Source organism: Nocardioides immobilis, assembly GCF_003515065.1.
In the GTDB taxonomy this organism is placed as follows: Bacteria; Actinomycetota; Actinomycetes; order Propionibacteriales; family Nocardioidaceae; genus Nocardioides; species Nocardioides immobilis.
Genome location: NZ_QXGH01000002.1, coordinates 1 through 21,451, shown reverse-complemented (window position 1 = coordinate 21,451; position 21,451 = coordinate 1). Strand labels below are relative to the sequence as shown.

Below are 21,451 nucleotides of genomic sequence, written 5' to 3'. Positions count from 1 at the left end.
CTGTTCAGGAAGTGAACAGGTCAGAAGCCGGTGATCTTGAGCGCGCGAATGCGGGCGTACAGGGTGGTTCTGCTGATGCCCAGCTCCTGGGCCGCCTTGACCTTGTTGCCGTCGCAACGCCGTAGCGCCGCGAGGATCGCATCGTGTTCGGCCTGCTCGCGACCCCACAGCTGCCGTGCCCCTGAGCTGGTGCGGTAGGCCTCGGGCAGGTCGGTCAGCGTGACGTCGCCCGCCGACCGGTGCTGGACGACGTGGGCCAAGACGGCCTTGAGCTCGTGCAGGTTGCCCGGCCACGGCCGGGTGGCCAATGACTCGATCACGCTCGGGATGAGCCGCACGTTGGCGGCCGGGTTGAGCTCTCGGATGAGGCGCATCGCGATCTCCGACACCTCGGCGCCACGGTTACGCAAGGGCTTGAGCTCGATGCGCTCGACGATCATGGTGGCCAGGCCGAGGTGGGCACCCCTGAGCTCCTCGAGCTCGATCGTCGTGAGTCCCAGGCGCGGCCCCTTGCCTGCGTCGATGCTCTCCACGACGACCGGCACCAGCGCATCAGGCAGCAACTCGACGTTCTCGAGACAGACCGATCCCGCGGGGTTCGCGAGGCGATCGCGAAGCCTGCGCCCAAAGGCCATCTCGCCCTCCATGGCGGCGTCAGCGCAGTTGAAGTAATCAGCCGAGTCACCGAAGATCCGCCGAGCCTCGGTGCTCCGCCCGGTGCCCGGTGAGCCGTGGATGAGCAGGGGTGTACCGGCATCACCGACTGGTATGACCGGGGCTCGCGGGGAACGGAGGCGGGGTTCGGCGACGGGCTCGAAGTGGAACATCGTCCCCTCTCCGGCGCCGGCGACTCGCGCCAGGTGCACGTGCACCGAGGCACCCGACGAGAGGCTCACCTCCGCGCTACGTTCAGGCGTCCGTTCCAGGTCGTCCATGAGCATCCGCATGAGCGCGTAGTCACCGGGCTCGAGCAGGTCGAGGGCAGCCTTGTTGGTCAGCACAATGTCGTCGCCGAGGGCTGCCACCGCGCGCTGCCGGTGCCGTGAGGCTGATTGGAATGCCGCCAGCAGTGCCCGCTCCGACGCTTTGGCCTGGTCGAGCAGCCGCTGTTCGATGTCCTCCACGGCTCGCACGAGGAACGGCGCGAGCAGTGGGTTGGCATCGGCCGCGATGCCAGTGATGTCGAGGACGCCCTCGATCCGACGGGTGACCGGGTGCCGGATCGGGTGGCCGTAGCACGAGAACCGTTTGAACGACTCGATGTAGTGCTCCGTCCCGTGCACGACTATGCCGTGCCGGGTCTCGATGGCCGTGCCGAGCGCGTTCGTCCCCACCGAGTCCTCGCCGATGTTCGCGCCGTGCCGCAGGCCGAGCGAGTCCATCACGGTCTCGAACTTCGGCTCGTCGAACCAGCGGTACATCAGCCGGCAGTCCCGGTCGGCGAGGAGCAGGCTGTAGTTGGTGCCCGTCAACTTGGCGACCATCTGGTCGAGCACCGGCGAGGCCGCTGTCAACAGGCGGCTGGAGGGATCGATGTCGATGACGGGCAACTCATCGAGACCTTGCAGCTCTGGAGTGATGCCGTTGAGCACGGATCGCTTCCACGACAGCTCGATTTCCGGACGCGCCTGAGTGCTCCCCGAGGCTCCGTCGGACGGCGAGTTCATGATCCTCCAAGCCACGCTAACTCCTCCAGCGTATGCCTGAGATCGCAGACCTGTCATCCCTGTCATCGAGCCTGTCGTCGAGGTGGGCACATGCCCAAGTCTCAGCCACCACACCCCCGTGACCTGTCCAGAAACTGAACACGAATCGGGGAGATTTGGGGCGCACAGTGGATCTATGCCTATTCGTTGGCAGGCCGCTCTGCAAGGGGAAGACCGTGGGCGGCGCAACATCATCAAGCACCACGAACTGGACAATCCGACCTCGAGCAGGTGATCCGTCATGAACAGCATCCCCGCCGATGCGCCAGCCACGTTCGCAGCGCTGCTGCGCAAGGTCCTGCTCGATCTGGCGCGCCGCGAAGACGACAAGGCTATGTCCGAAAGCGCCGCGGTTCCGTACTGGGCACCGCCCCCGTCGTCCGTGATGGGCCACCGCGTTGCCGCCGATGCCCTCCGCTCCGAAGCCGATCGCTTCCTCGAAGCGTCGTGACCAGCCGGTTGGAGGTGAGAGCGATGTACGAGGCTATGACGCAGAACGAGTACTACCTGCGCAACCCATTCGGTTCGCCAATTTGGACTTGGCCGAGGCGGAAAGTCGCGACAGGTGATCGTGCACAACTCTTGTGTGGTGCTCCGTCATGACGTGGCACACCGCGATAGCCGCCAAGAACGAGCTTCGGGTTCTGCTCGGCACCATCCGCAGTGCAGGTGGCATCATCACACGCAGTTGCCCCTGCTCTGTCGGCTTCGTTGTCACCTACGTGACAGTCGGTGATTGATCCGATGGATGAAGAAGGTCTCAGCCCCGATGATGCAGCCGAGATTGCCGCATGGTGGGCACAGGCGATGGCGGCACTTGCGGACCTGGACGCCTGACGGCCAAAAGTCCCCGCCGGGCGCTTTTGTCGCCAATGGACAGGCTCGCTCAGGGCTCCTTGGAAACCAGCACCGCGGGGCCCAGCCATTGGCAGGCGATCAGAGCGAGCTCAAGGTCGAGGCGGTCTTCGTCCACGGGCCGACCCCGTTCCTCGACCGCCCGCTTCAACCGGTACTTCACGGTGTTCTTGTGCAGGTGGAGGCGCGCGGAGGTCGTCGTGTGGCTCCCCTTCTCTGCCAGGAAAACGAGCGTCGTCTCGCGAAGCCGGTCGGCGGACTCGGTGTCCAGGGCGAGCCCGCCAAGCGTGGTGCGGACGAGGCGTCGGGCCGCCTCGAGGTCGTGCACCAGCAGGGAGGCGACACGTACCCCGGGGTCGCCGAATGACGTGACTCGTGCGCCCCGGTCACTGGCCACAAGTGCCACCTGCTGTGCCCGGCACGCCTCGAGGTGGGTCGCCCGGAAACCACTCGGCCCCGCCGCCGGGGTGCCGAGCGCCACGCGCACCTGCGGGTCGATCCCTGCCAGGCTGTCCTCCAGCTGCCGCGGGTCGGGCATCTCTACGTCGGCGTGGACGGACAGCCAGGCCCAGCCGGTGGCCCGGTCCTTGGGCCAGAACATGGGCGTCCCCCGGCCGTCGATCGCGCGGTTAAGCCTGGCCACGACGTTCTCCAGCATGGCCAGGTCGGCAGCGACGGCCGCGGGGTCGGCGGTCCACAACAGCACACCCACGTGATGCTGCCGGAGCCGGTGTCCGAGGCCCTTCTCGGCGCTGTCGACGTCGACCGCGTCGCCGACGAGGAGGCGTTCGAGGGTGTCCGCGACGACGGTGCTGCGATGGGCAAGCCAGCGCTCGCGTTCCTCCTGGTACTCCGCCACAACCTGCTCGGAGATCGAGTCGACGTAGCGGTAGGTGACCTGCGCCAGTGCGTGGTAGGACTCCAGCGCCAGGGGGGCGTCGACCGTCTCGACGAGCTTCGCGAAGCCCCAGTCCATCAGCATCCGTTGGCCCAGACGGTAGGCCCGCAGCAGCGCGATCAGTGACACGCCGTGCTGGGCAAGACGCCGAGCATATTCGCGCGCTCCTATCGGCGTGATGACGAAGTCCACGTCGACGACGTTGCGGAGCACCTGGACGATCGTTTCGAGGTTGCTCCGAATGCTGACTCCGAGCAGTTCCACCACTGTCCGGTCGACCGCAAGGTCGGGAACCTGTCGCAGCATCTCCATCTGAAGTTCCTGGGTGAGCTCGTCGAGCTCGTTGCCCATCTTTTCGCCGAGCACGACGCGCTGGGCTGCTACCGCCTCCTCGTCCATGCGCTCTCTCCTCCGGCGTGGTTGTCCCCAAGGAGCAACGCAAATCTCGCCCGTTCATCCTGACAGACCAACCGGCCAGCGTCAGGACCGTCGCGGGGCCAAAGGTCCCCGAACCTCTTGGCCCGCTGGGACAGTGGTGTCGCTCACACGCCGCCCTAGCGTGATGAACGTCAAATCATGTCTCGCCTCGCCCAGCACCGACAACACCTGAAGCGGGTCAACAAGTCGCTGAGGCACAAGGAGGAACCAACATGACCGTCACCAAAGCGGGCACGGGTCGCATTTTCAACGGCTCCGTTGACCCGGCCAAGAACGAATGGGAGCCCTTTGAGTGGGAGGAGCCCACTCTCGGTCGCGCCGAGGCGCAGGGCGAGATCGCACTGTTCCGCCCCGAAGGGACCAGCGGCAATCTGACGTCGGGCCTCTGGCGCTACCACGCTGCTGCGCCGGGCGCGAACGCCGATGGCTCTGGCACGGTTGTGTGGTCGTCGCCGCTCGGCGACGGGTGTGCGGTCGTGCTCGAAGGCTCCGCCGCTATCACGGTCAAGAAGACCGGCAAGCAGTACGACGTGGGGCCTGGTTCGATCGTCTACCAACCCAAGGGGCTGGAGGTGTCCTGGGAGATCAGGGGACCGTACTTCAAGAAGTTCTGGACCACCTGGGACGGCACCGACGCCACCGGCGCGAAGTTCGACGACTTGATCGTCGCCAACGTCAGCGACAACCCCGAGGAATGGACGCAGAACGACTTCACCGAGCCGCTCGAAGGCGACCTCACCAAGGGTGAGTACGTCGTCTTCTGCCCCGAGGGCACGACCGGCACGCTGATGTCGGGTCTCTGGCGTACAGGCAAGGGAATCCCCGGCTGCGAGCCCGACGGCACCCTGACGACCCCCTACACCGCTACCCGCGGGGACGAGACCATCCTCATGCTCGAGGGGGAGGCCCACCTCCGGAACGACGAGACGGGCGAGGAGTGGGACTACCGAGCAGGCGACCTGATCGCTCTGCCGTCCGGCCTCCACGTGACGTGGACCTCCAAGGGTCCGTTCCACAAGAAATTCTGGGTCATCACGAAGGATGCCCTGCCTGCATGATTCCTCCCCGGCCGGCTCGCGGCGCCCGAAGCCCCGCGAGCCGGCCCCCCAAACAGCGGGCGGTGCTCCGGAACCACCTGCCTCAAGTGCGGCTTCCACTTCCCCACTACGCCGAACAGCCCACAATGGCGGTGTTGACCGCAGTGAAGAAAACCACTGCACGTTGACCTGCGCAGACGTAGGTGGGCGCGATCCTAGAGTCCGTTCAGCTTGGGAGGCGCGACCTGCCTGGCCATGGCCGGCGACTCCCACAGCGGCCATGAGCACGGCGCATCGCCGTGCCGTGCGGCCTGTGTCACAGCGCCGCCTTTGATGCGCGAGTCGCGGCGCCATCGCGCCGACCGACAGGCTGTCACTGGTGGTCAGTGGCAGGCAGGGCGGCGGATGATGCACGATGCGCCCTGGTGATACACGTGCCATTGGCCGCCAGTGGCGGCGATCCTCGTGTATCACTCGCGAGCCGTTTCGTGTATCACTCACGTCCTTCTGGATGCTCGACCAAGACCGGCTAGCGTGGGGACCGTGCCGAATCGCCTGGCGTCCGCAACGTCGCCATACCTGCTCCAGCACGCTCAAAATCCCGTGGATTGGTGGGAATGGAGCGAGGAAGCTTTCGCCGAGGCACGGCGTCGCGGCCTGCCCGTGTTGCTGTCCGTGGGCTACAGCAGTTGCCATTGGTGCCACGTGACAAGGCTCACGCTCAGTTGAGCCTCTGTGGCGTTGAGATCCGCTGTTTTGAGCGTCAAATCTGGCCGTAGAGATTCACGGATGGACGTGGCTGGCCACGGATTCCGGGGCTTCGTGTATCACTCTCGTGTATCACTCGCGCCAGCTGACACAACGCCCATTCTGTCGTCCAGGTACCGAAACTGTCCGAGCACCGTTCGATGTGAGGAACATACAGGCGTGACGCGACAGCGGCGTACACCTCGCGGTGCGAGGCAGTGCCGTACTCCTCCGGGATCTATCGGACCAGATTGATCCGCGCGTTCCACGCGGCGGCCTCGATCGCTGCGACGGTCTGTTCAGTCCTCGGCATGCGGTGACGCTATCCAACAGGCCTCATGGGCAGATCGACGAGTAGAGAGCCCGGCTCGCTCCGCACGGCTCGCTCCGCACGGCTCCCTCCGCACGGCTCCCTCCGCACGGCTCCCTTGTCGGCCGTCTGCCGTAGGTTCCAGCCATGAACCGCTGGTACGAGCGCCCCGAGGGGGAGTCGCTGGTCCTCCGCAAGGTCCCGCGGCTGGCCAGCTGGAACAAGTCCTCCCACCCCGACCAGGTCCGACTGCGCGAGTACCTCGAGGACACCGCCTACCTGCTGCGCCCGTCCCTGCTGGACGGGCCGTGGGCACTCCGCCTCGATGTCGGACTTCCCGGGGGCCGTGATCTCACCGACATGGCCGACCTCGACAACTACGTCCACCCGCTCGCTGCGCACCTGCGAACAGACGACCTGGTATCTGTGTGGTGCACCAAGCGGCTCGCCACCACCTCCACGGTGCTCGTGGCACCAGCCCGAGAGAGCAGTCCGCCGGCGACGGTGTTCACGGTCCGCACCACGGCGTCCTCTCAGACGACCGCGTACAAGGAGCAGGTTCGGGCGGCGGTTCTCGGCGCACCCGAACTCCCAGACGGCGCCGTCCGCCTACAGGTCTCGTTCGCTGTCGGACCGCGCCGGAACTGGCTGAACCTGTGGAAGCCGACCATCGACGCACTGGACCCGCTGCTAGGAGACCGCTGAACAAAAGGCGCGCCTGCGTGCCGTGGGCGTGATCCCTGAAATACTTGTCTGGTGCAGGGACGAGCTGATGACCAGCGCGATGTGTTGGACGTGGAGTCGGTAGCGGGGCACTTGTTGCCGGCGGGGAGCGTGTTCGCGTTCTTGGCCGAGCATCGGCACAAGCTATTTCCGGCCGAGCTGTTCTCTGAGCTCTTTCCCTCCAGGTTGGGTCGGCCGTCGCTGCCGCCGGAGATGATCGCCTCGGTGATCGTGTTGCAGACCTTGCATGGCCTGTCGGATCGCGAGGCGGTCGAGGCGGTCACGTTCGACCTGCGGTGGAAGGCCGCGTGTGGGTTGGCGATCGACGCGACGGCGTTCCACCCGACGGTGTTGACGTACTGGCGTCGCCGGTTGGCGGCGAGCGAGCGTCCGCATCTGATCTTCGAGGTGATCCGCGAGCTGATCGCCACCACCGGTGCGGTCGCTGGGAAGCAGCGTCGGGCCCTGGATTCCACGGTGTTGGACGACGCGGTCGCGCGGCAAGACACCGTGACCCAGCTGATCGCAGCGATCCGCCAGGTGGGTCGCGACGTCGCCGGGGCGAAGGACCTCATCGGTGCGCACTGCACTCGGCTGGCTGCGCTGACTGGACAGGACTACGCCGCCACCGGGAAGCCGCGGATCGCCTGGGACGACCGCGCCGCTCGGGAGGAGCTGGTCACCGCACTGGTCAACGACGCGCTTGCCCTGCTGGGTGTCCTCGACGTCGAGGCGATCACCGAAACGGGCGGAAGGCCGGCTGAAGCGGTCGCCCTGTTGGCGCTTGTCGCCGGGCAAGACGTCGAACCCGCCGAGGGCTCCGATGGCACCGACGGCCGGTGGCGGATCGCGAGGAAGACCGCGCACGATCGGGTGATCTCGACCGTGGACCCCGACACCAGGCACGCCCATAAGACCCGTGCGGACCGCCGCGACGGTTACACCGCTCACATCGCGGCCGAGCCCGACACCGGCTTGTACACCGGTGTGGAGCTGACCAAGGCTTGTGGTGTCGAGAACTCTGACGCCGCCGTCGGCACCCGGCTGCTCGCCGAGGACCCCACCCTCGACATCGCCGAGGATCAGCGCAAGGAAGCACTGGCCGACTCCGCCTACGGCACCGGCCAGGCGCTGGCTGACCTCACCAAGGACGGCTGGTTCCCGATCATCAAGCCATGGCCCCTCATACCCCCGGTGCCCGGCGGGTTCACCGTCGATGACTTCATCCACGACCCCGACGGTGCGCAGGGCGCAGGGACTCTGACCTGCCCTGCCGGGCACACCCGCACGCTGCCTCCGAAGCGCCACGTGACGTTCGGAGCGATCTGTCGCAGTTGCCCCCTGAAGGAGCGCTGCACGACATCGAAGAACGGCAAGGCGACCAACGTTCACGAACACGACCTGGTCCACCGCGAGCACCGTCAGCGCGCGAAAGACCCCGACTTCCAAGCCGTCTACCGCCAACACCGCCCGATGGTCGAGCGCTCCATCGCCTGGCTCGTCAGAGGCAACCGCCGCGTCCCCTACCTCGGGATCGAGAAGAACAACAACTGGCTCCACCACCGCGTCGCCGCACTCAACCTGCGCCGACTGCTCGCCATGGGCCTCACCGTCCAAGACGGCGCCTGGGCCCTGGCCTGACCACCCCGCTGGCCGGCCGACCGCCGCTGCACACGCCCCAAGGGCCTCGGGTCGACCAAAAGGCGGGCGGAACAATCCGGTGCCGCACCCAATGGTGCCAACTCAAACCCGCCGCTCGACGGCCGTCGCCAGGTTCCGCCCGCCGCCCACGCCATCAACCGAGCCGAGATGACGTCTTGTTCAGCGGTCTCCTAGGCATCGATGCGGTGGTGGTGCTGCCGTTCACCGCGGACTTGGCGGCCCAGACCGCGGCTGACTTCGTGGCGTCTGGCCTGGTGGACCGGCTCGGGGCGCAACTCCTCGTGGTGGGCGACCATTTCCGTTGTGGCCGCGGTGGCGAGGGTGATGTTTCGCGTCTGGACGAGATCGGCCGCGAGCACGGAATGCAGGTTGAAGCCCTCGACCTGGTCGAGGCCGCGGGTGCGCGCTGCTCGTCCACGGAAGTACGCCGTCGCCTGGCACGCGGCGACCTCGAAGGCGCCCGTGAGTTGCTCGGCCGGGACGACGATCGGGTACTCGCGCTGCGATGAGCTCTTCCCTGCCTACGCCGACCGACGTGTCCCGCGACCGAACCGTATTCTCAACCGACGACCCTGGCGTCAACGCCTACCGCCTTCTCACGGCGCTCGTCGTGCCCCGTCCGATCGCTTGGGTCTCCACGCTCTCGGCGCAGCGGGCGCACAACTTGGCGCCGCACTCCTTCTTCACGGTCGCCTCCGCGCGTCCGCCGATCGTGCAGTTCACGTCGGTGGGTGAGAAGGACACATTGCGCAACGTGCTGGAGACGGGTGAGTTCGTGGTGAGCCTGGCCCCTCTGGCGCTCATGGACAAGGTGAACGCGACGAGTGCGGCGTTCGCGCCGGGCCTCGATGAGGCCGCGGCTGTGGGCGTGGTCATGGAAGCCTCATCTGTGGTCGCGCCCCCACGGGTCATGGAGTCGCCCGCGTCCCTGGAGTGCCGCCTGCACTCGACGGTGCCGCTGGGTGAGTCGACCTTGGTGCTGGGCAACGTCGTCGCTGTCACCGTGCGACGTAGCGTGCTGGTGGACGGTCATCCGGCGATGGAGCGCCTCCAGCCGGTTTCCCGGCTCGGCCGCAACGAATGGGGGCTGCCGCCAGAGGTGGTCGCTCTCGAACGTCCGATGCATCCGTAGCATGTGCTGCACTGAAGGAACCTCAAACGAGCGATTCCCACCCGCGACTGAGCTGTAATCTTTCATCTCTCACTCGTCATGGTGCCGGCTGGTCCGCAACGACGACTCGGCGAGATGCGAACTCGGCGATCACGTGCGGCCGACGAGGATCCCTCGCTCCCGTTCGGGTTCAGGGAGAGGCGCACAGAGCGGCACGCATTCGGCCGTGCGCCCTTCTCTGAACCCGGAGTGCACGCAACCGAGCGGCCCGCCGGGTCCGGCGGGCCGCCGCTCCGGTCACGAGTCCTTGGTCCTACAGCTCCCGGCGGGGCCGCAGACTGATGGCGGCGAGGACAAGGGTGACGATGAAGCCGATGATGACGAGGTAGCCACCGATGCGCAGGTTCTTGGCCTCATCGATGAAGTCCCCCCAGGACAGGGGCCCCTTCAGGGCGAGCGTGGTCACTACGAGGCCGACGACGCTGGCGACGACAAGGAGCCAGGCCAGCGACCGCCGAGGCGCCACCGCGAGCGCCACGGCCAGCACCGACACCGCGGCGACCAGCATCCACCCGAGCCACGAGAGGTACGCGTCCTGGATACCGTTGGTTGGGACCATCCCGCCCGCGGTCAGGTCGTGAAGGTCCCCGAAGCTCAGCGTCATTGCAGGTACCTGTGCCGCCGGGTTGGCCGGCACGTAAAGCCAGCCCGGTCCCACGAGCGAGGTCACGAGCAGCACTGCTCCTGCGGCAGCGGCGGCGAGCGCGGCCGCCTTCGGCTTGGACGAGATTCGTGCAGGGACACTCGCGACGGACTCGCTGAACGGTGCAGACATTCCTACCTCCAACATGATGTGGCCGCTGTGAGAGCGGCTGCGCCATCTAGGCGCGTCAACAGACCGCCTCTCGATGCCGGGCGCAGTACGAGCGTCGAGGCGGTGACGCTGGTACTCAGGCTGGGGACACCCTCTCGTGCACGCGGTGCCGGTTTCTGTGCGCGCGGTCTTTGAGGAGGAGTGACTACTGGGTCGGCGTCCCCCCGTCCCCGAGCGGCCCGTCGTGCGGGATCTGGTACGGCGCGGGCTGGATCGTGTTGACGTCGAACCGGCTCACCCGTGGCGGATCTTGAAGGGTGCGATCGCCCCGGCATCGATGACAGTGGTGGTACCGGTTACGTAGCGAGCCTCATCCGAAGCCAGGTAGAGGACGGCGTTGCTCACGTCGACCGCGTCGACCCAAGGAATGTTCAGGGCATTCATCGCTGCCATTCCCACTGCGGCCTGCTCGCGCGTTGCCCCCTCAACGCCGCCGAGGAACAGCTTGTAGGAGGCGGGGTTGGCGACCATCGGGGTGTCCACAGTCGCCGGGTGCACCGAGTTGACGCGGATGCCGTACTGCGCGAGTTCGATGGCAAGCACCCGCATGAGACCCGTGACGCCGTGCTTAGCGGCGGTGTAGTGGGCAAGATTTGGGAAGCCGATCAGCCCGGCCACCGAGCTCGTCAGGACGACCGAGCCCCCGCGACCAGTCTCGATCATGTGCGGCACCGCGGCCTTGACTGTCTTCCACGTCCCCGTGAGATTGATGTCGATGACGTCCTGCCAAGTGGCCTCGTCTAGTTCGAGAGCTGGCCCAAAGCTGGCGATGCCGGCGTTGGCGCAGACGATGTCGATGCCACCGAACTCCTCAATGCCCTCGCCGACGACCTCTTCGAGCGCACCGAGGTCGCGAACGTCGGCCCGGCGAGCGAGGATTCGGCGGCCCAACGCCTCTACCTCCTTGACTGTTGCTTCCATGTCGTCGGTGTTCGCGCCGGGATAGGGGACGGTGTCGACGTCGCCGCAGATATCGACCGCGATGATGTTCGCCCCTTCCTCAGCTAGACGGACGGCGTGGGCGCGACCCTGGCCGCGTGCCGCACCGGTGATGAAGGCGACCTTGCCCTCTACTCGACCCATGTGTGTCACTCCGTTCGTACGTCGTTTGCGTATGGCCTGTTGGGAACTAACGAGATCCGTCTCTAGGGGTCAGGACTGGACACTCATGACTGGGGCTCGAGCTCGAAGTCGTAGGAGCTGCGGTGCACACCCGTGCCGTCGTCCTGTGGGTCGATGACCAGTTCGGGCTTGGTCGCCTCGGCGACATCGGAGTCCAGCCACTCGCCACCGGCGAAGTAGAGCTGGGTCGTGACGGGCCGGTGACCTTCGGCGCGCACCTGGATGTGCAGGTGCGCTGGACGCCACGGGTGCCAGCCGGCAGCCTCGATCAGCTGCCCGGTCGGCCCGTCGTGCGGGATCTGGTAGGGCGCGGGTTGGATCGTGTTGATCTCGAAACGGCCCTCGTGATCGGTCACGACGACACCGCGCAGGTTGCCGTCGGGCACATGCGGCGCGAAACCGGAGTAGTAGCCGTCGGCGTCGGCCTGCCAGAGGTCGATCTCGGCTCCTCCCAACGGCGTACCGTCGATGTCGCGGACCTGGCCCTCGAGCACGAGCGGCGTGCCTCGCTCGTCGTCGCGGCGCGGAAGCTGGCACGTCGAGCCCAGCTTCACCTGGTCGGGCAGGTAGTACGGGCCGAGGATCGATCCCTTGGTGCCGTGCTGGGTGCTCGCGACCTGCGCCTCCACGGCGTGCTCGACGAAGACGTCCATGAACAGTGGCCACTCGCCGCCGTCACCAACAGCCATGAGCCACGCCTTGGCAGCCTGGAACTCGGGGTAGGTGACGTCGTACTCCTCGATGGCGCCGTGCACGCCCTTGAGGACCGCGGTCACGATGGCCGCCACGCGCTCCGGAGGCGTGTCTACGACGGTGAGGCCGGCGGCCACGGCCTTGAAGTTCTCGCTGGCGCTCGCGCCCGAGCCTGCTGCTGTGGGGGACTCTTGGATGGTGCTCATGTCGACGTTCCTCATTTCCGGTTCTGGATGCGGCTGACGTCCGCGGGGCTGATCAGGTCGGGGACGGTCCAGCCGTCGAGGTCGTACTCGGCCATCATCGATTCGGCGAACCCCTTCATCGCGGCCGTCTCCCCCTGCGCCTCGGCGGCGAAGAGGATCTCGGCCTTCACGTTCTCGTGGTTGCCGGAGTAGTTGCGCTCGTAGAGCTCGTGGCGGCCACCGAACTCGGTTCCAACGGCGTCCCACAGGGCCTTCATCACCTTGACCCGGTCGACCGCGTCGTAGCCGTTCGAGCCCCGGACGTACTTGTCGAGGTACGGCCGGACCTCCGGGGTCTTGAAGTCGACGGCGTTGGAGTTGAGGTAGATCAGGCCCGACGCGACGTCCTGCATGATGATCTCCCTGACCCGCGGGTAGGCCTGGATCATCAGCTGGCGGTAGACCAGGCCATAGTCGAGCTTCGGCAGCACCGTGCCGTTGGGCCCCTGGTCTGGGTTCAGGGCCATCGCGTCGGCCAGCGCACGGAAGGCGTTGCGGTAGCCGATGACCTCACCGACGCGGGTCTGCACACCACGGAAGTCCTTACTGCCCGTGGCCTCCAACGCCTTGAGCAGCAGGCCGGCGATGAAGTCGAGCTTCACCGAGAGCCGGATGCAGCCGTGGAACGTGAAGCGCGGGATGAACCCGGACTGGGGGAAGAAGCCGTTGATCTTCTCCACGTCGCCGTAGACGAAGATGTTCTCCCACGGCACCAGCACCTTGTCGAAGACGAAGATGGTGTCGTTCTCGTCCATCCGGCTCGACAACGGGTAGTCGAAGGGGCTGCCCATCACGTCGGCGGCCATCGTGTACGACGGACGACAGATCAGCTTCACGCCCGGGGCATCCATCGGCACCGTGCAGACGATCGCGTACTCCTTCTTCTTGATCGGAAGGCCGTAGTGCGCGATGAAGTTGTAGTTGGTGATCGCCGAGCCAGTGGCCACCACCTTGGCGCCGGAGACGATGACACCGGCGTCGGTCTCCTTCTCGACCCGCATGAAGACCTCACCAGCCTCGTCCGGCGGCAGGTCGCGGTCGACCGGCGGGTTGATGATGGCGTGGTTCCAGTAGGTGAGCCGCTCCTGGCTCTCCTTGTACCAACGCTTCGCGTTCTCCTCGAAGGGCGCGTAGAACTCGGTGTTCCCGCCCAGGGTGCCGAGGAAGCTGGCCTTGTAGTCGGGGCTACGACCCATCCAGCCCCAGGTCTGGCGAGCCCAGGCCTCAATGGCGTTCTTGTCGGCGACCAAGTCAGCAGAGCTGTGCGGCGCCCGGAAGAACGGGTGCGTGAACCCACCGTTTCCGGTGTCGGTCGGAACGGTCAGCACGCCGGCGCCCGACACCGCGTCAGCGTGCAGGGAGTCGTAAAGACGCGCGGTCATCCTGACCGGGTTGCGGAACGCCGGGTGCTCGGTGACGTCCTTGACGCGCTCGCCGTAAATCCAGATCTCGCGGTCGTCCCGGATCGACTCGATGTACTCATCACCGCTCATCGGGCGGACGTCGTTGAGTCCTTCCTCGACGGTGCTGAGCTTGCGATCCTGCGTTGCGGTCATGTGAGGTTCCCCTTCGATGGGTGGTGAAGTACGTGGTCAGGCCGGGGTCGGCAGGACAGCCGACTCGGCCAGCGGGGTGAAGACCGCGGTCGCGTCGAACCAACCCCGGTCGGGGTTGTCGATCGAGCCATCCCAGTGGACACCTGTCTCGAGCGGACTGAGGTGACGGAACGCACCCACGCATCGACTACACGACTGAAGTTGCGGCGACCTGCTCTGCGGATAGCCGCAATGCCAGGAAGTCGCTGATGGCCTCCTGGATCTCGGCGACTCGCGGAATCGCACCCGAGAGCGAGTAAGCCGTGTGGAACAGACCGTCGAATCGCCGGCACACGGTCGGCACCCCGGCCGCTTCGAGCGCGCTCGCGTAGTCCTCGCCCTCGTCCCGCAGCGGATCCACCTCCATCGTGATCACCAGCGCCGGGGGTAGCCCGGACAGGTCGGCAGCGAGTGCCGGGGCCACCCATGGCGAGGTCACCTGCATGGGATCGCCGAGGTAGAGCGACACCATCCGCGCTCCCAACTCGGACGTGAGAATGGGCCCCCATGCAAAGATCCGTCGGGACTCCGTCTCCGCCATCGGGTCAGTCAGGGGCGTGACCAGTACCTGCGCGCACAAGTGCGGACCGCCTTCGTCACGTGCGCGCAGCGCCGCGACCGCGGCGAGGTTTGCGCCGGCACTCTCCCCGCCCACCGCGATCCGCGCAGGGTCACCGCCGTACTCGCCGATGTGCTCTGTCACCCAACGCAACGCAGCCATCGTGTCGTCGATGGCCGCCGGGAACGGATGCTCGGGCGCCAGCCTGTAGTCGGGAGACACGACAACAGCTCCCACTCGCTGGGCGAGCGCTGCGCACGGCTCGTCGAATGAGTCCAGGCTGCCCCCGATCCAACCGCCGCCATGAAGGAAGACAACGACAGGAAGTGGACCCTCGATCGCGGGCCGGTAGAGCCGCGCGGTCCGCACACCTGAATCGATCGGATAGCTGAGGTCGCTGATCGTGACGTCAGCAGGTATCGGCAGCTGCATGAGCCGGAACCCCTCCATCGCGGCACGCGCCTCATCGAGGTCGCACTCCTCGAGGGGCTTCGCGCCCATGTTCATCAGACCGGCCAGCAGGAACACGGCCGAGCCGTCGAGCCTCATCGTGTTCGGAAGAGAAGTGTCGCCACCATCGAACGAGAACCCTGCGTAGCCCATCGCCTCGACTTCTGCGCAGATGGCCCGGTACATCGGGGCGCCGGTGAACAGGTACATGGGCGTTCGCGGCTTGCCCGGGATGTTTGCGCCCATGTACCAGCTGGTCGCGGTTGGGAACAGCGTCGCGTCGGCAACCTCGCGCACCAGCTCGTTGTAGCGCTCCTCGGCTGCCTCTGTGACTTCCGCGGTCGTGTGGCCCCTGGCATCTGCCTGCGCGATCAGGCCGCCGACGAAGTCGACACTGTCCTCGATCGCGAGCGGGTTGTTGAACAGGGTTGCCGAACTCTGCGGTCCGTTGATGTGGAACAGGTTCGGGAACCCGTGCGTCGCCATGCCGATGTAGGCGCGCTGGCCGTCCGCCCAGTGCTCAGTCAGCGTCCGACCGTTGCGGCCGACCACACCCATCCGCATCAGCGCGCCCGCCCCGACGTCAAACCCGGTGGCGAGCACGATGACGTCGAACTCAAACTCACGGTCAGTGGTCGCGACTCCGCGCTCGGTGATGCGCTCGATCGGCGTGGCCCGGGCGTCGACAAGTCGTACGTGCGGCAGGTTGAACATCTCGTAGTAGTCGATCTCGAACGGCGGCCGCTTGGTGCCGTAGGCATGGTCCGTGGGACAGAGCAGTTCCGCGACCTCGGGGTCCTTCACGCGCTCGCGAATCCGGTCACGGATGTAGTCCGCGGCAGTCGCGTTGGCCTCTGGATTGAAGATCAGGTCGTAGTAGGTGGAGGCGAGCATCCGGAAGCCGCCACCTTGGTAGTACTTGTCGTAGACCTTGCGCCGCTCTTCGGGGCTGTCCATCAGCGCCGACTTGACCGCCCGCGGATATGGGGCGCCGGCGATGCTGTCTCTCGACTCCACCCGCCGCGTTTCGTAGTTGGCGACGGCTTCGCCGAACTCCTCGTCGCTGAGTGGACGGTTTCCCAGGGGGCACGCGAAGTTCGCGGTGCGCTGGAAGACGGTCAACTCAGCGACCTGCGGAGCGATCGTCTGGCTGACCTGGATTCCAGTGGACCCGGTTCCGATGACCGCGACGCGCTTGCCGGCCAGGTCGATGCCCTCGGCAGGCCACCGACTCGTGTGGATGACCGTGCCACGGAAGTCGGCCTCACCTGGAAACTCGTTCGCCTTGAAGACAGAGAAGGCACCTGCAGCGTTGACGAAGTATCGCGCGACTGTGACATTGCCGTCGTCCGTCGTGACCGTCCAGCGCTCAGTGCTGTCATCCCACACCGCGGAGGTGACGCGCGTGTCAAACCGGAAGCTGCGTCGCAGGTCGAATCGTTCGGCGACGTGCTCCAGGTAGGCGAGGATCTCCGGCTGGGCCGCGTACCGCTCGCTCCAGCGCCACTCCCGCTGGAGCGCCTCGTCGAACGTGTAGGAGTAGTGGATGCTCTCGAAGTCGCAGCGGGCACCCGGGTACCGGTTCCAGAACCACACGCCGCCGGGTCCGGGTGCGGCTTCAAAGCCCTGCACCGACAGACCCTGCAGATTCCGAAGACGGTGGGTTGCATAGAGGCCGGCGAAGCCCGCACCCACGATGGCGACGTCTACATGTTGCTCGTTCATGTCCAGGAGCATGGCTGCGTGTGACCGTCACCACAGGCGTCGACGTACCGACTGCATACCTGTTCAAGTACCTGTCCTCGTCGCCGGAGTCGGCAGCGAGCTACAGAACCAGTGCAACGTCGGCGCTTCGCCTGCTCTTAGCGGATGCCCGTGTTGACCAGATGCGTCGATGGTTTCCGGGTCCCGCGGGCTCCGGCTTCTCACCTCCGGACGTGGCCGATCTGATGGCCCGTTTCCCACCAACCCTGACCCGCCACCGGCCGGGGGCGCTCCCGGTGGTGCCCTGCGACGCACGCACAAAGGGCGCTCAGGCTCTCTTGGGTCAGATACCCATCCCGGTACCCGTCTTTGTACCTGCTCGCGTCCGAAGGGGTCGTCGCAGCGAAGCCTCGGCTTTAACCTCCGAGCAAGTGGCCTATCAGGAAACTCGAGAAAGAATGGTCGCACATGCTGGGCACCATGCAGGACGAACAGTTGTCGCTCGCGACGCTACTGAAGTACGCGGCAGATTTTCAGGGAGACCGGACCGTCTCGACCTGGACCGGCGACGGAGTTCGCACGCAGACCTTCAGGGAGCTGGGCTCGGATGCCGCCCGACTCGCAAACGCACTGAGGGGCTTGGGGATCGGTGAGGGCGATCGAGTCGCGACGTTCATGTGGAATAACAACGAACACATGATTGCCTACATCGCTGTTCCTGCGATGGGCGCAGTACTGCATCCGCTCAACGTTCGGCTCTTCCCCGAGCAATTGGTCTACATCGCGAACCACGCGGAGGACCACGTCGTCATCGTTGACGCGTCGCTTCTTTCCCACTTCTCAGAGCTTCTCCCCAAGTTGAAGACCGTACGCCATGTCATCGTGGCGAACGGCGACGCGGCGAAACTCACGGCGCCCGCCGGGGTGCAGGTCCACGCATGGCGGGACGTGCTCTCCGAGCAATACGACAGCTACGCTTTCCCGGTCCTCGACGAGCGCTCCGCTGCGGGCATGTGTTACACCTCGGGTACTACCGGCGAACCGAAGGGCGTCGTCTACACCCACCGCTCCAACTGGCTGCATTCCATGCAACTTGTCGCTCCGAGCGGGTTCGGCTTCACTGCCGGAGACACGATCTTGGCCATCGTTCCGTTGTTCCATGCCAATGCCTGGGGAATTCCCTATGCCGCGCTTATGTCGGGCACAAGCCTGCTGCTTCCCGACTGCTTCCGCCAACCCGAGCCACTGCTTGCGATGATGGCCGCCACCAAGCCGACCTTCGCGGCCGCTGTGCCGACCGTCTGGAGCGGAGTGCTAACCGCACTCGAAGCGAATCCCCAAGACATCTCGCACCTGCGTACCGCGGTCGTGGGTGGCGCAGCCCTGGCGCCGGCCATGATGCACGTTTTTGAGGAGAAGTACGGCGTGCGCCTGCTGCACGTCTGGGGTATGACCGAGACCTCTCCATTGGGGACCGCTGCGCACCCTCCGGTCGGTACAGCCAAAGAGGAGGCTTGGTCCTACCGCTACACGCAAGGTCGATTCCCCGCGGCGGTCCAGGCCAGGCTCACGGCCTACGACGGCACCGCCGTGCCGAACGATGGCGTCTCGCTCGGCGAGCTGGAGGTGCGGGGGCCATGGGTGACCGGTGCCTACTACTCCCCTGGGGAGAGCCTGGTCGACCCCGAAAAGTTCCGCGACGGGTGGCTCCGTACGGGCGACGTGGGGACGATCTCGCCCAACGGATTCCTTTCCATCGCCGACCGGTCCAAGGATGTCATCAAGTCTGGTGGGGAGTGGATCTCGTCGGTGAACCTGGAGAATGCGGTCATGGCGCATCCTGCCGTTGTCGAGGCGGCGGTCATCGCCGTGCCGGACGAGAAGTGGGACGAGCGTCCGCTCGTAGCGGTGGTCGCCGCGGAGAACACCTGCGTCACTCCCGTGGACCTGCGCAACCATCTGGTCACCGATTTTGCCAAGTGGCAACTGCCGGAACACTGGGCGTTCGTGGATGAGGTCCCCAAGACGAGTGTCGGAAAGTTCGACAAGAAGCGCCTGCGCGACATGTACGCCGCGGGTGAGCTCACGGTCGCGACCCTGGCTTGACGCTCTGCTCCTCCGCAACCAAACCGGGACGAGCATAGAAATCTATCAATCACCAACCTCAGGAGCATGATGGCTGTCGTGGTCACCGTGGCACCGGTCGGTCCTATCGCCATGAAGGCAGACAATCCACACCTTCCTACCCAGCCTGGCGAGATCGCAGATGCGGTCGTCGAGGCTCATCAGTCCGGTGCGGCAATCGCTCATCTTCACTTTCGTGACGTGCGCGACCGTCCTACTGCGGACCTAAAGATCGCTCGGCGCACTATCGAGATGATCGCCGATCGATGCCCGGTTCTCGTTCAGGTGTCAACCGGCGTCGGACTGGACGTGCCGTTCGCTGACCGCGCCGCCCTTGTAGAGCTCCAACCGCGAATGGCGACGCTCAACCCATGTTCAATGACCTTCGGCTCAGCCGTCTTCGATAACCCGCCCAAGGATGTGAGGCGGCTGGCCGCACGCATGCGCGATCTCGGCGTGAAACCGGAACTGGAGATCTACGACTCGGGTCACCTCGATGAGTGCCTCCGACTTCGAGACGAGGGGTTCGTCGACCCCGACAGGATGCAGTTCTCGATCGTCCTGGGCGTCAGAGGAGGAATGGCTGCCACCGCAGACAACCTTCTGGCGATGGTACGCCGGCTTCCGCACGATGCCATTTGGCAGGTCGTGGCCGTGGGCCGCGAGAACCTCCGCCTGACTGCCTTTGCTCTCGCCTTGGGGGGCAACGCCCGCGCCGGCCTCGAAGACACTCTCTACATCAAGCGCGGCAAGCTCAGCCAAGGAAGTCGGCCACTGGTCGACCGAGCTGTACGGCTCGCCACCGATCTAGACCTCCAGGTCGCTTCCGTGGAGGAAGCCGAGCGCCTGCTTGGCCTTGGACAGCCGAAGGCTTCCGGAGCCCGCTAGAGCGACGACAACCAGCACTGCTTCCTCCTACCGAAACCGACCAAAGGAGACTCCATGCCCATCGTTCGTATCTCGCTTCCGAAGACGACTCTTGATCACGCCCAGCACATAGGCCAGTGCGTATACCAGGCCATGCGAGACACCATCGGGATCCCGGAAGGTGACAACTTCCAAGTGATCTCGCAGCACGAGCCAGGCGAACTGGTCTACGACCCATCGTTCTATGGCATCGAGCGAAGCGCCGGCTTCATGATCATCGAGGTCACTCTCGCCCGCGGCCGAGCACCCGAGGTTAAGCAGCGCTTCTACCACCGGATCACTGAACTTCTTTCGGCTGAGTGCAGCGTCCGGCCCGAGGACGTCATGATCACGCTCTTCGAGATCGGGCCCGGCGACTTCTCACTCGGTGAAGGCAAGGCCCAGTTCCTCGAGAACCTCCCGCCGCACCTACAGGAGCTGGGGGCCCAGCCCTCGGAAGCTCCGACCAACTAGCAACCCCGCTCGGTCCGCGACGCGGTTGTTGCTGCGTTCTATCTACCTACAACCCATTCAGGAGGATCAATGCCGCTTTACCAGTTCACCATTACGAAGGGCAGCCGGAGCTCGCAGCGCAAGAACGAGATTGCCAAGGCGATCACGAAGGCGCACTGTGACGTCACCGGCGCCCCCGCACGGTACGTCAACGTTTTCTTCACCGAGGTCGCCGAGGATGACATCTACATCGCCGGCGAACCGGTCTCGGGCACCCGGATGGTCGGCATCGTCCGACGTCGAACGGAGGAGCAGAACCGCAAGCTGCTCATGGCGCTCGGTGAGGGCTGGGCGTCTGCCACCGGCGAGCCGCTGAAGGACGTAGTCATGGCGATCGTCGAAATCCCTGGCTACCAGGCCCTGGAGGACGGCGTGCTGCTCGGCGAGGCCGAGGACGACGACAAGCTGGTCGGGGCGCACTAGGTGGCTGGTGCCGAACAGGTGTGTCCAGGCACGGTGTCGCTGCGTTGGGTCCACTGGCGCCGTCCCAGACGGTTCTAGACGGTATGACGTGACCCGGTCCGTAGGACGGGGTTGCGGGCCGGGGCCTCACTCACAAGATTCGTGGCAAAGACCGCCACTGGACGGGGCCTCATCGGATCTTGCATGCCCCCACGGAAGGCATGCGGCCCCTGTCCTCGCCCGCTTGCAGCGGCAACTTCGACGTCTCGCAGTTGGCTGGTAGGTCAGGCGGAACGCTAGCGACCCCCGCCCGCATCCCGGCCGGGGGTCGTCTTATTGTCAGGTTAACCTTGACTGAGGCGGACTGGTGTGGGCAACAATGTAGCCAGCCGGTCCTTTACTCCCTCCCGGACCGGTTAGGCCCTTGATCGGCCCATGGAGCAGGCCGATCGCGCCGCTGCGACCCCCGACCCGCTATCTCGGGGTCGGGGGTCGTCTCGGCGTGGGGGTCAGTGCACAGGCTTGATGCGCTGTGAGTCCTGGCCAAGGCGGTAGGCGTTGTGCTCACGCTCGATCAGGTCGTCGTCCAGCTCGAAGAGAAACTGCGCATGGTCTGGGTGGCGCCGCCGATCGCGAACAGCATGGCGAACTGAATCGCCCTGGGTTTCTTGGAGGCTCCTGACCTTGGAAACGAGGATGGAGCTATGCCGAAGGAGCAGGTGCCCGGGAAGCCGCAGACGCGGCGTTACACCCCGGAGGAGAAGGCCGCGGCGGTCC

General features: G+C 65.8%; 19 protein-coding genes and 1 pseudogene. 11 read left to right on the top strand and 9 right to left on the bottom strand.

Annotated features, from left to right (window positions below; genetic code table 11):
* Nucleotides 1-20: 20 nt before the first annotated feature.
* Entirely contained in the window at nt 21-1,682 is a 1,662-nt protein-coding gene (locus tag D0Z08_RS00285) for a sigma-54-dependent Fis family transcriptional regulator (protein ID WP_182481072.1), read from the bottom strand.
* Nucleotides 1,683-1,947: 265 nt separating this feature from the next.
* Between D0Z08_RS00285 and D0Z08_RS31835 the strand changes: the two genes are divergently transcribed.
* Nucleotides 1,948-2,157: a hypothetical protein gene (locus tag D0Z08_RS31835; RefSeq protein ID WP_118921526.1), complete on the top strand. Its 210-nt coding sequence runs from the start codon at nt 1,948-1,950 to the stop codon at nt 2,155-2,157.
* Nucleotides 2,158-2,592: 435 nt separating this feature from the next.
* On the opposite strand, the gene D0Z08_RS00275 is transcribed toward D0Z08_RS31835, so the two are convergent.
* Nucleotides 2,593-3,858 (bottom strand): PucR family transcriptional regulator, encoded by a 1,266-nt coding sequence (locus D0Z08_RS00275; RefSeq protein ID WP_118921524.1) that lies wholly within the window; start codon nt 3,856-3,858, stop codon nt 2,593-2,595.
* Nucleotides 3,859-4,109: 251 nt separating this feature from the next.
* Here D0Z08_RS00275 and D0Z08_RS00270 point away from each other — a divergent pair, with 251 nt between their 5' ends.
* From D0Z08_RS00270 to D0Z08_RS00245, 6 genes and pseudogenes are all read left to right on the top strand, one after another.
* On the top strand, nt 4,110-4,955 hold the full coding sequence (locus tag D0Z08_RS00270; protein ID WP_118921522.1) for a cupin domain-containing protein: 846 nt from the start codon (nt 4,110-4,112) through the stop codon (nt 4,953-4,955).
* Between the two features lie 522 nt (nt 4,956-5,477).
* Nucleotides 5,478-5,651: pseudogene (locus tag D0Z08_RS00265) on the top strand (DUF255 domain-containing protein); the annotation flags it as partial.
* Between the two features lie 487 nt (nt 5,652-6,138).
* Complete coding sequence (locus D0Z08_RS00260; protein WP_182481071.1) at nt 6,139-6,696, top strand: hypothetical protein; 558 nt, start codon at nt 6,139-6,141, stop codon at nt 6,694-6,696.
* A 51-nt stretch (nt 6,697-6,747) separates the two neighbouring features.
* The gene (locus tag D0Z08_RS00255) at nt 6,748-8,355 is read left to right on the top strand and encodes an IS1182 family transposase (protein ID WP_118921520.1); all 1,608 of its coding nucleotides are present in this window, start codon (nt 6,748-6,750) and stop codon (nt 8,353-8,355) included.
* A 176-nt stretch (nt 8,356-8,531) separates the two neighbouring features.
* Nucleotides 8,532-8,885, top strand: a complete 354-nt coding sequence (locus tag D0Z08_RS31830; RefSeq protein WP_182481070.1) for a hypothetical protein — start codon at nt 8,532-8,534, stop codon at nt 8,883-8,885.
* A 101-nt stretch (nt 8,886-8,986) separates the two neighbouring features.
* Nucleotides 8,987-9,508 (top strand): flavin reductase family protein, encoded by a 522-nt coding sequence (locus D0Z08_RS00245; RefSeq protein WP_220453943.1) that lies wholly within the window; start codon nt 8,987-8,989, stop codon nt 9,506-9,508.
* A 292-nt stretch (nt 9,509-9,800) separates the two neighbouring features.
* Here the strand turns inward: D0Z08_RS00245 and D0Z08_RS00240 are convergent, their stop codons facing one another.
* The 6 genes from D0Z08_RS00240 to D0Z08_RS00220 form a co-directional block, all read right to left on the bottom strand.
* On the bottom strand, nt 9,801-10,322 hold the full coding sequence (locus D0Z08_RS00240; protein WP_118921516.1) for a hypothetical protein: 522 nt from the start codon (nt 10,320-10,322) through the stop codon (nt 9,801-9,803).
* A 273-nt stretch (nt 10,323-10,595) separates the two neighbouring features.
* Entirely contained in the window at nt 10,596-11,444 is an 849-nt protein-coding gene (locus D0Z08_RS00235) for a mycofactocin-coupled SDR family oxidoreductase (RefSeq protein ID WP_118921514.1), read from the bottom strand.
* 83 nt (nt 11,445-11,527) lie between these two features.
* Nucleotides 11,528-12,382, bottom strand: a complete 855-nt coding sequence (locus D0Z08_RS00230; protein WP_118921512.1) for a dioxygenase family protein — start codon at nt 12,380-12,382, stop codon at nt 11,528-11,530.
* A gap of 11 nt (nt 12,383-12,393) precedes the next feature.
* Entirely contained in the window at nt 12,394-13,977 is a 1,584-nt protein-coding gene (locus tag D0Z08_RS00225) for a 4-hydroxyphenylacetate 3-hydroxylase family protein (RefSeq protein ID WP_118921510.1), read from the bottom strand.
* 36 nt (nt 13,978-14,013) lie between these two features.
* Nucleotides 14,014-14,157: a hypothetical protein gene (locus D0Z08_RS31825; protein ID WP_182481069.1), complete on the bottom strand. Its 144-nt coding sequence runs from the start codon at nt 14,155-14,157 to the stop codon at nt 14,014-14,016.
* 7 nt (nt 14,158-14,164) lie between these two features.
* On the bottom strand, nt 14,165-16,750 hold the full coding sequence (locus D0Z08_RS00220) for a flavin-containing monooxygenase (protein WP_118921563.1): 2,586 nt from the start codon (nt 16,748-16,750) through the stop codon (nt 14,165-14,167).
* Between the two features lie 447 nt (nt 16,751-17,197).
* On the opposite strand from D0Z08_RS00220, the gene D0Z08_RS00215 reads away from it, so the two are divergent.
* From D0Z08_RS00215 to D0Z08_RS00200, 4 genes are all read left to right on the top strand, one after another.
* Nucleotides 17,198-18,835, top strand: a complete 1,638-nt coding sequence (locus tag D0Z08_RS00215) for a long-chain fatty acid--CoA ligase (RefSeq protein ID WP_118921508.1) — start codon at nt 17,198-17,200, stop codon at nt 18,833-18,835.
* 66 nt (nt 18,836-18,901) lie between these two features.
* On the top strand, nt 18,902-19,741 hold the full coding sequence (locus D0Z08_RS00210) for a beta-keto acid cleavage family enzyme (RefSeq protein WP_220453941.1): 840 nt from the start codon (nt 18,902-18,904) through the stop codon (nt 19,739-19,741).
* Nucleotides 19,742-19,795: 54 nt separating this feature from the next.
* Nucleotides 19,796-20,233: a tautomerase family protein gene (locus D0Z08_RS00205; RefSeq protein ID WP_118921506.1), complete on the top strand. Its 438-nt coding sequence runs from the start codon at nt 19,796-19,798 to the stop codon at nt 20,231-20,233.
* A gap of 69 nt (nt 20,234-20,302) precedes the next feature.
* Nucleotides 20,303-20,695, top strand: a complete 393-nt coding sequence (locus D0Z08_RS00200; protein WP_118921504.1) for a tautomerase family protein — start codon at nt 20,303-20,305, stop codon at nt 20,693-20,695.
* A gap of 488 nt (nt 20,696-21,183) precedes the next feature.
* On the opposite strand, the gene D0Z08_RS32520 is transcribed toward D0Z08_RS00200, so the two are convergent.
* On the bottom strand, nt 21,184-21,451 hold a 268-nt coding region (locus D0Z08_RS32520; protein WP_220453944.1), incomplete at its 5' end, for a hypothetical protein.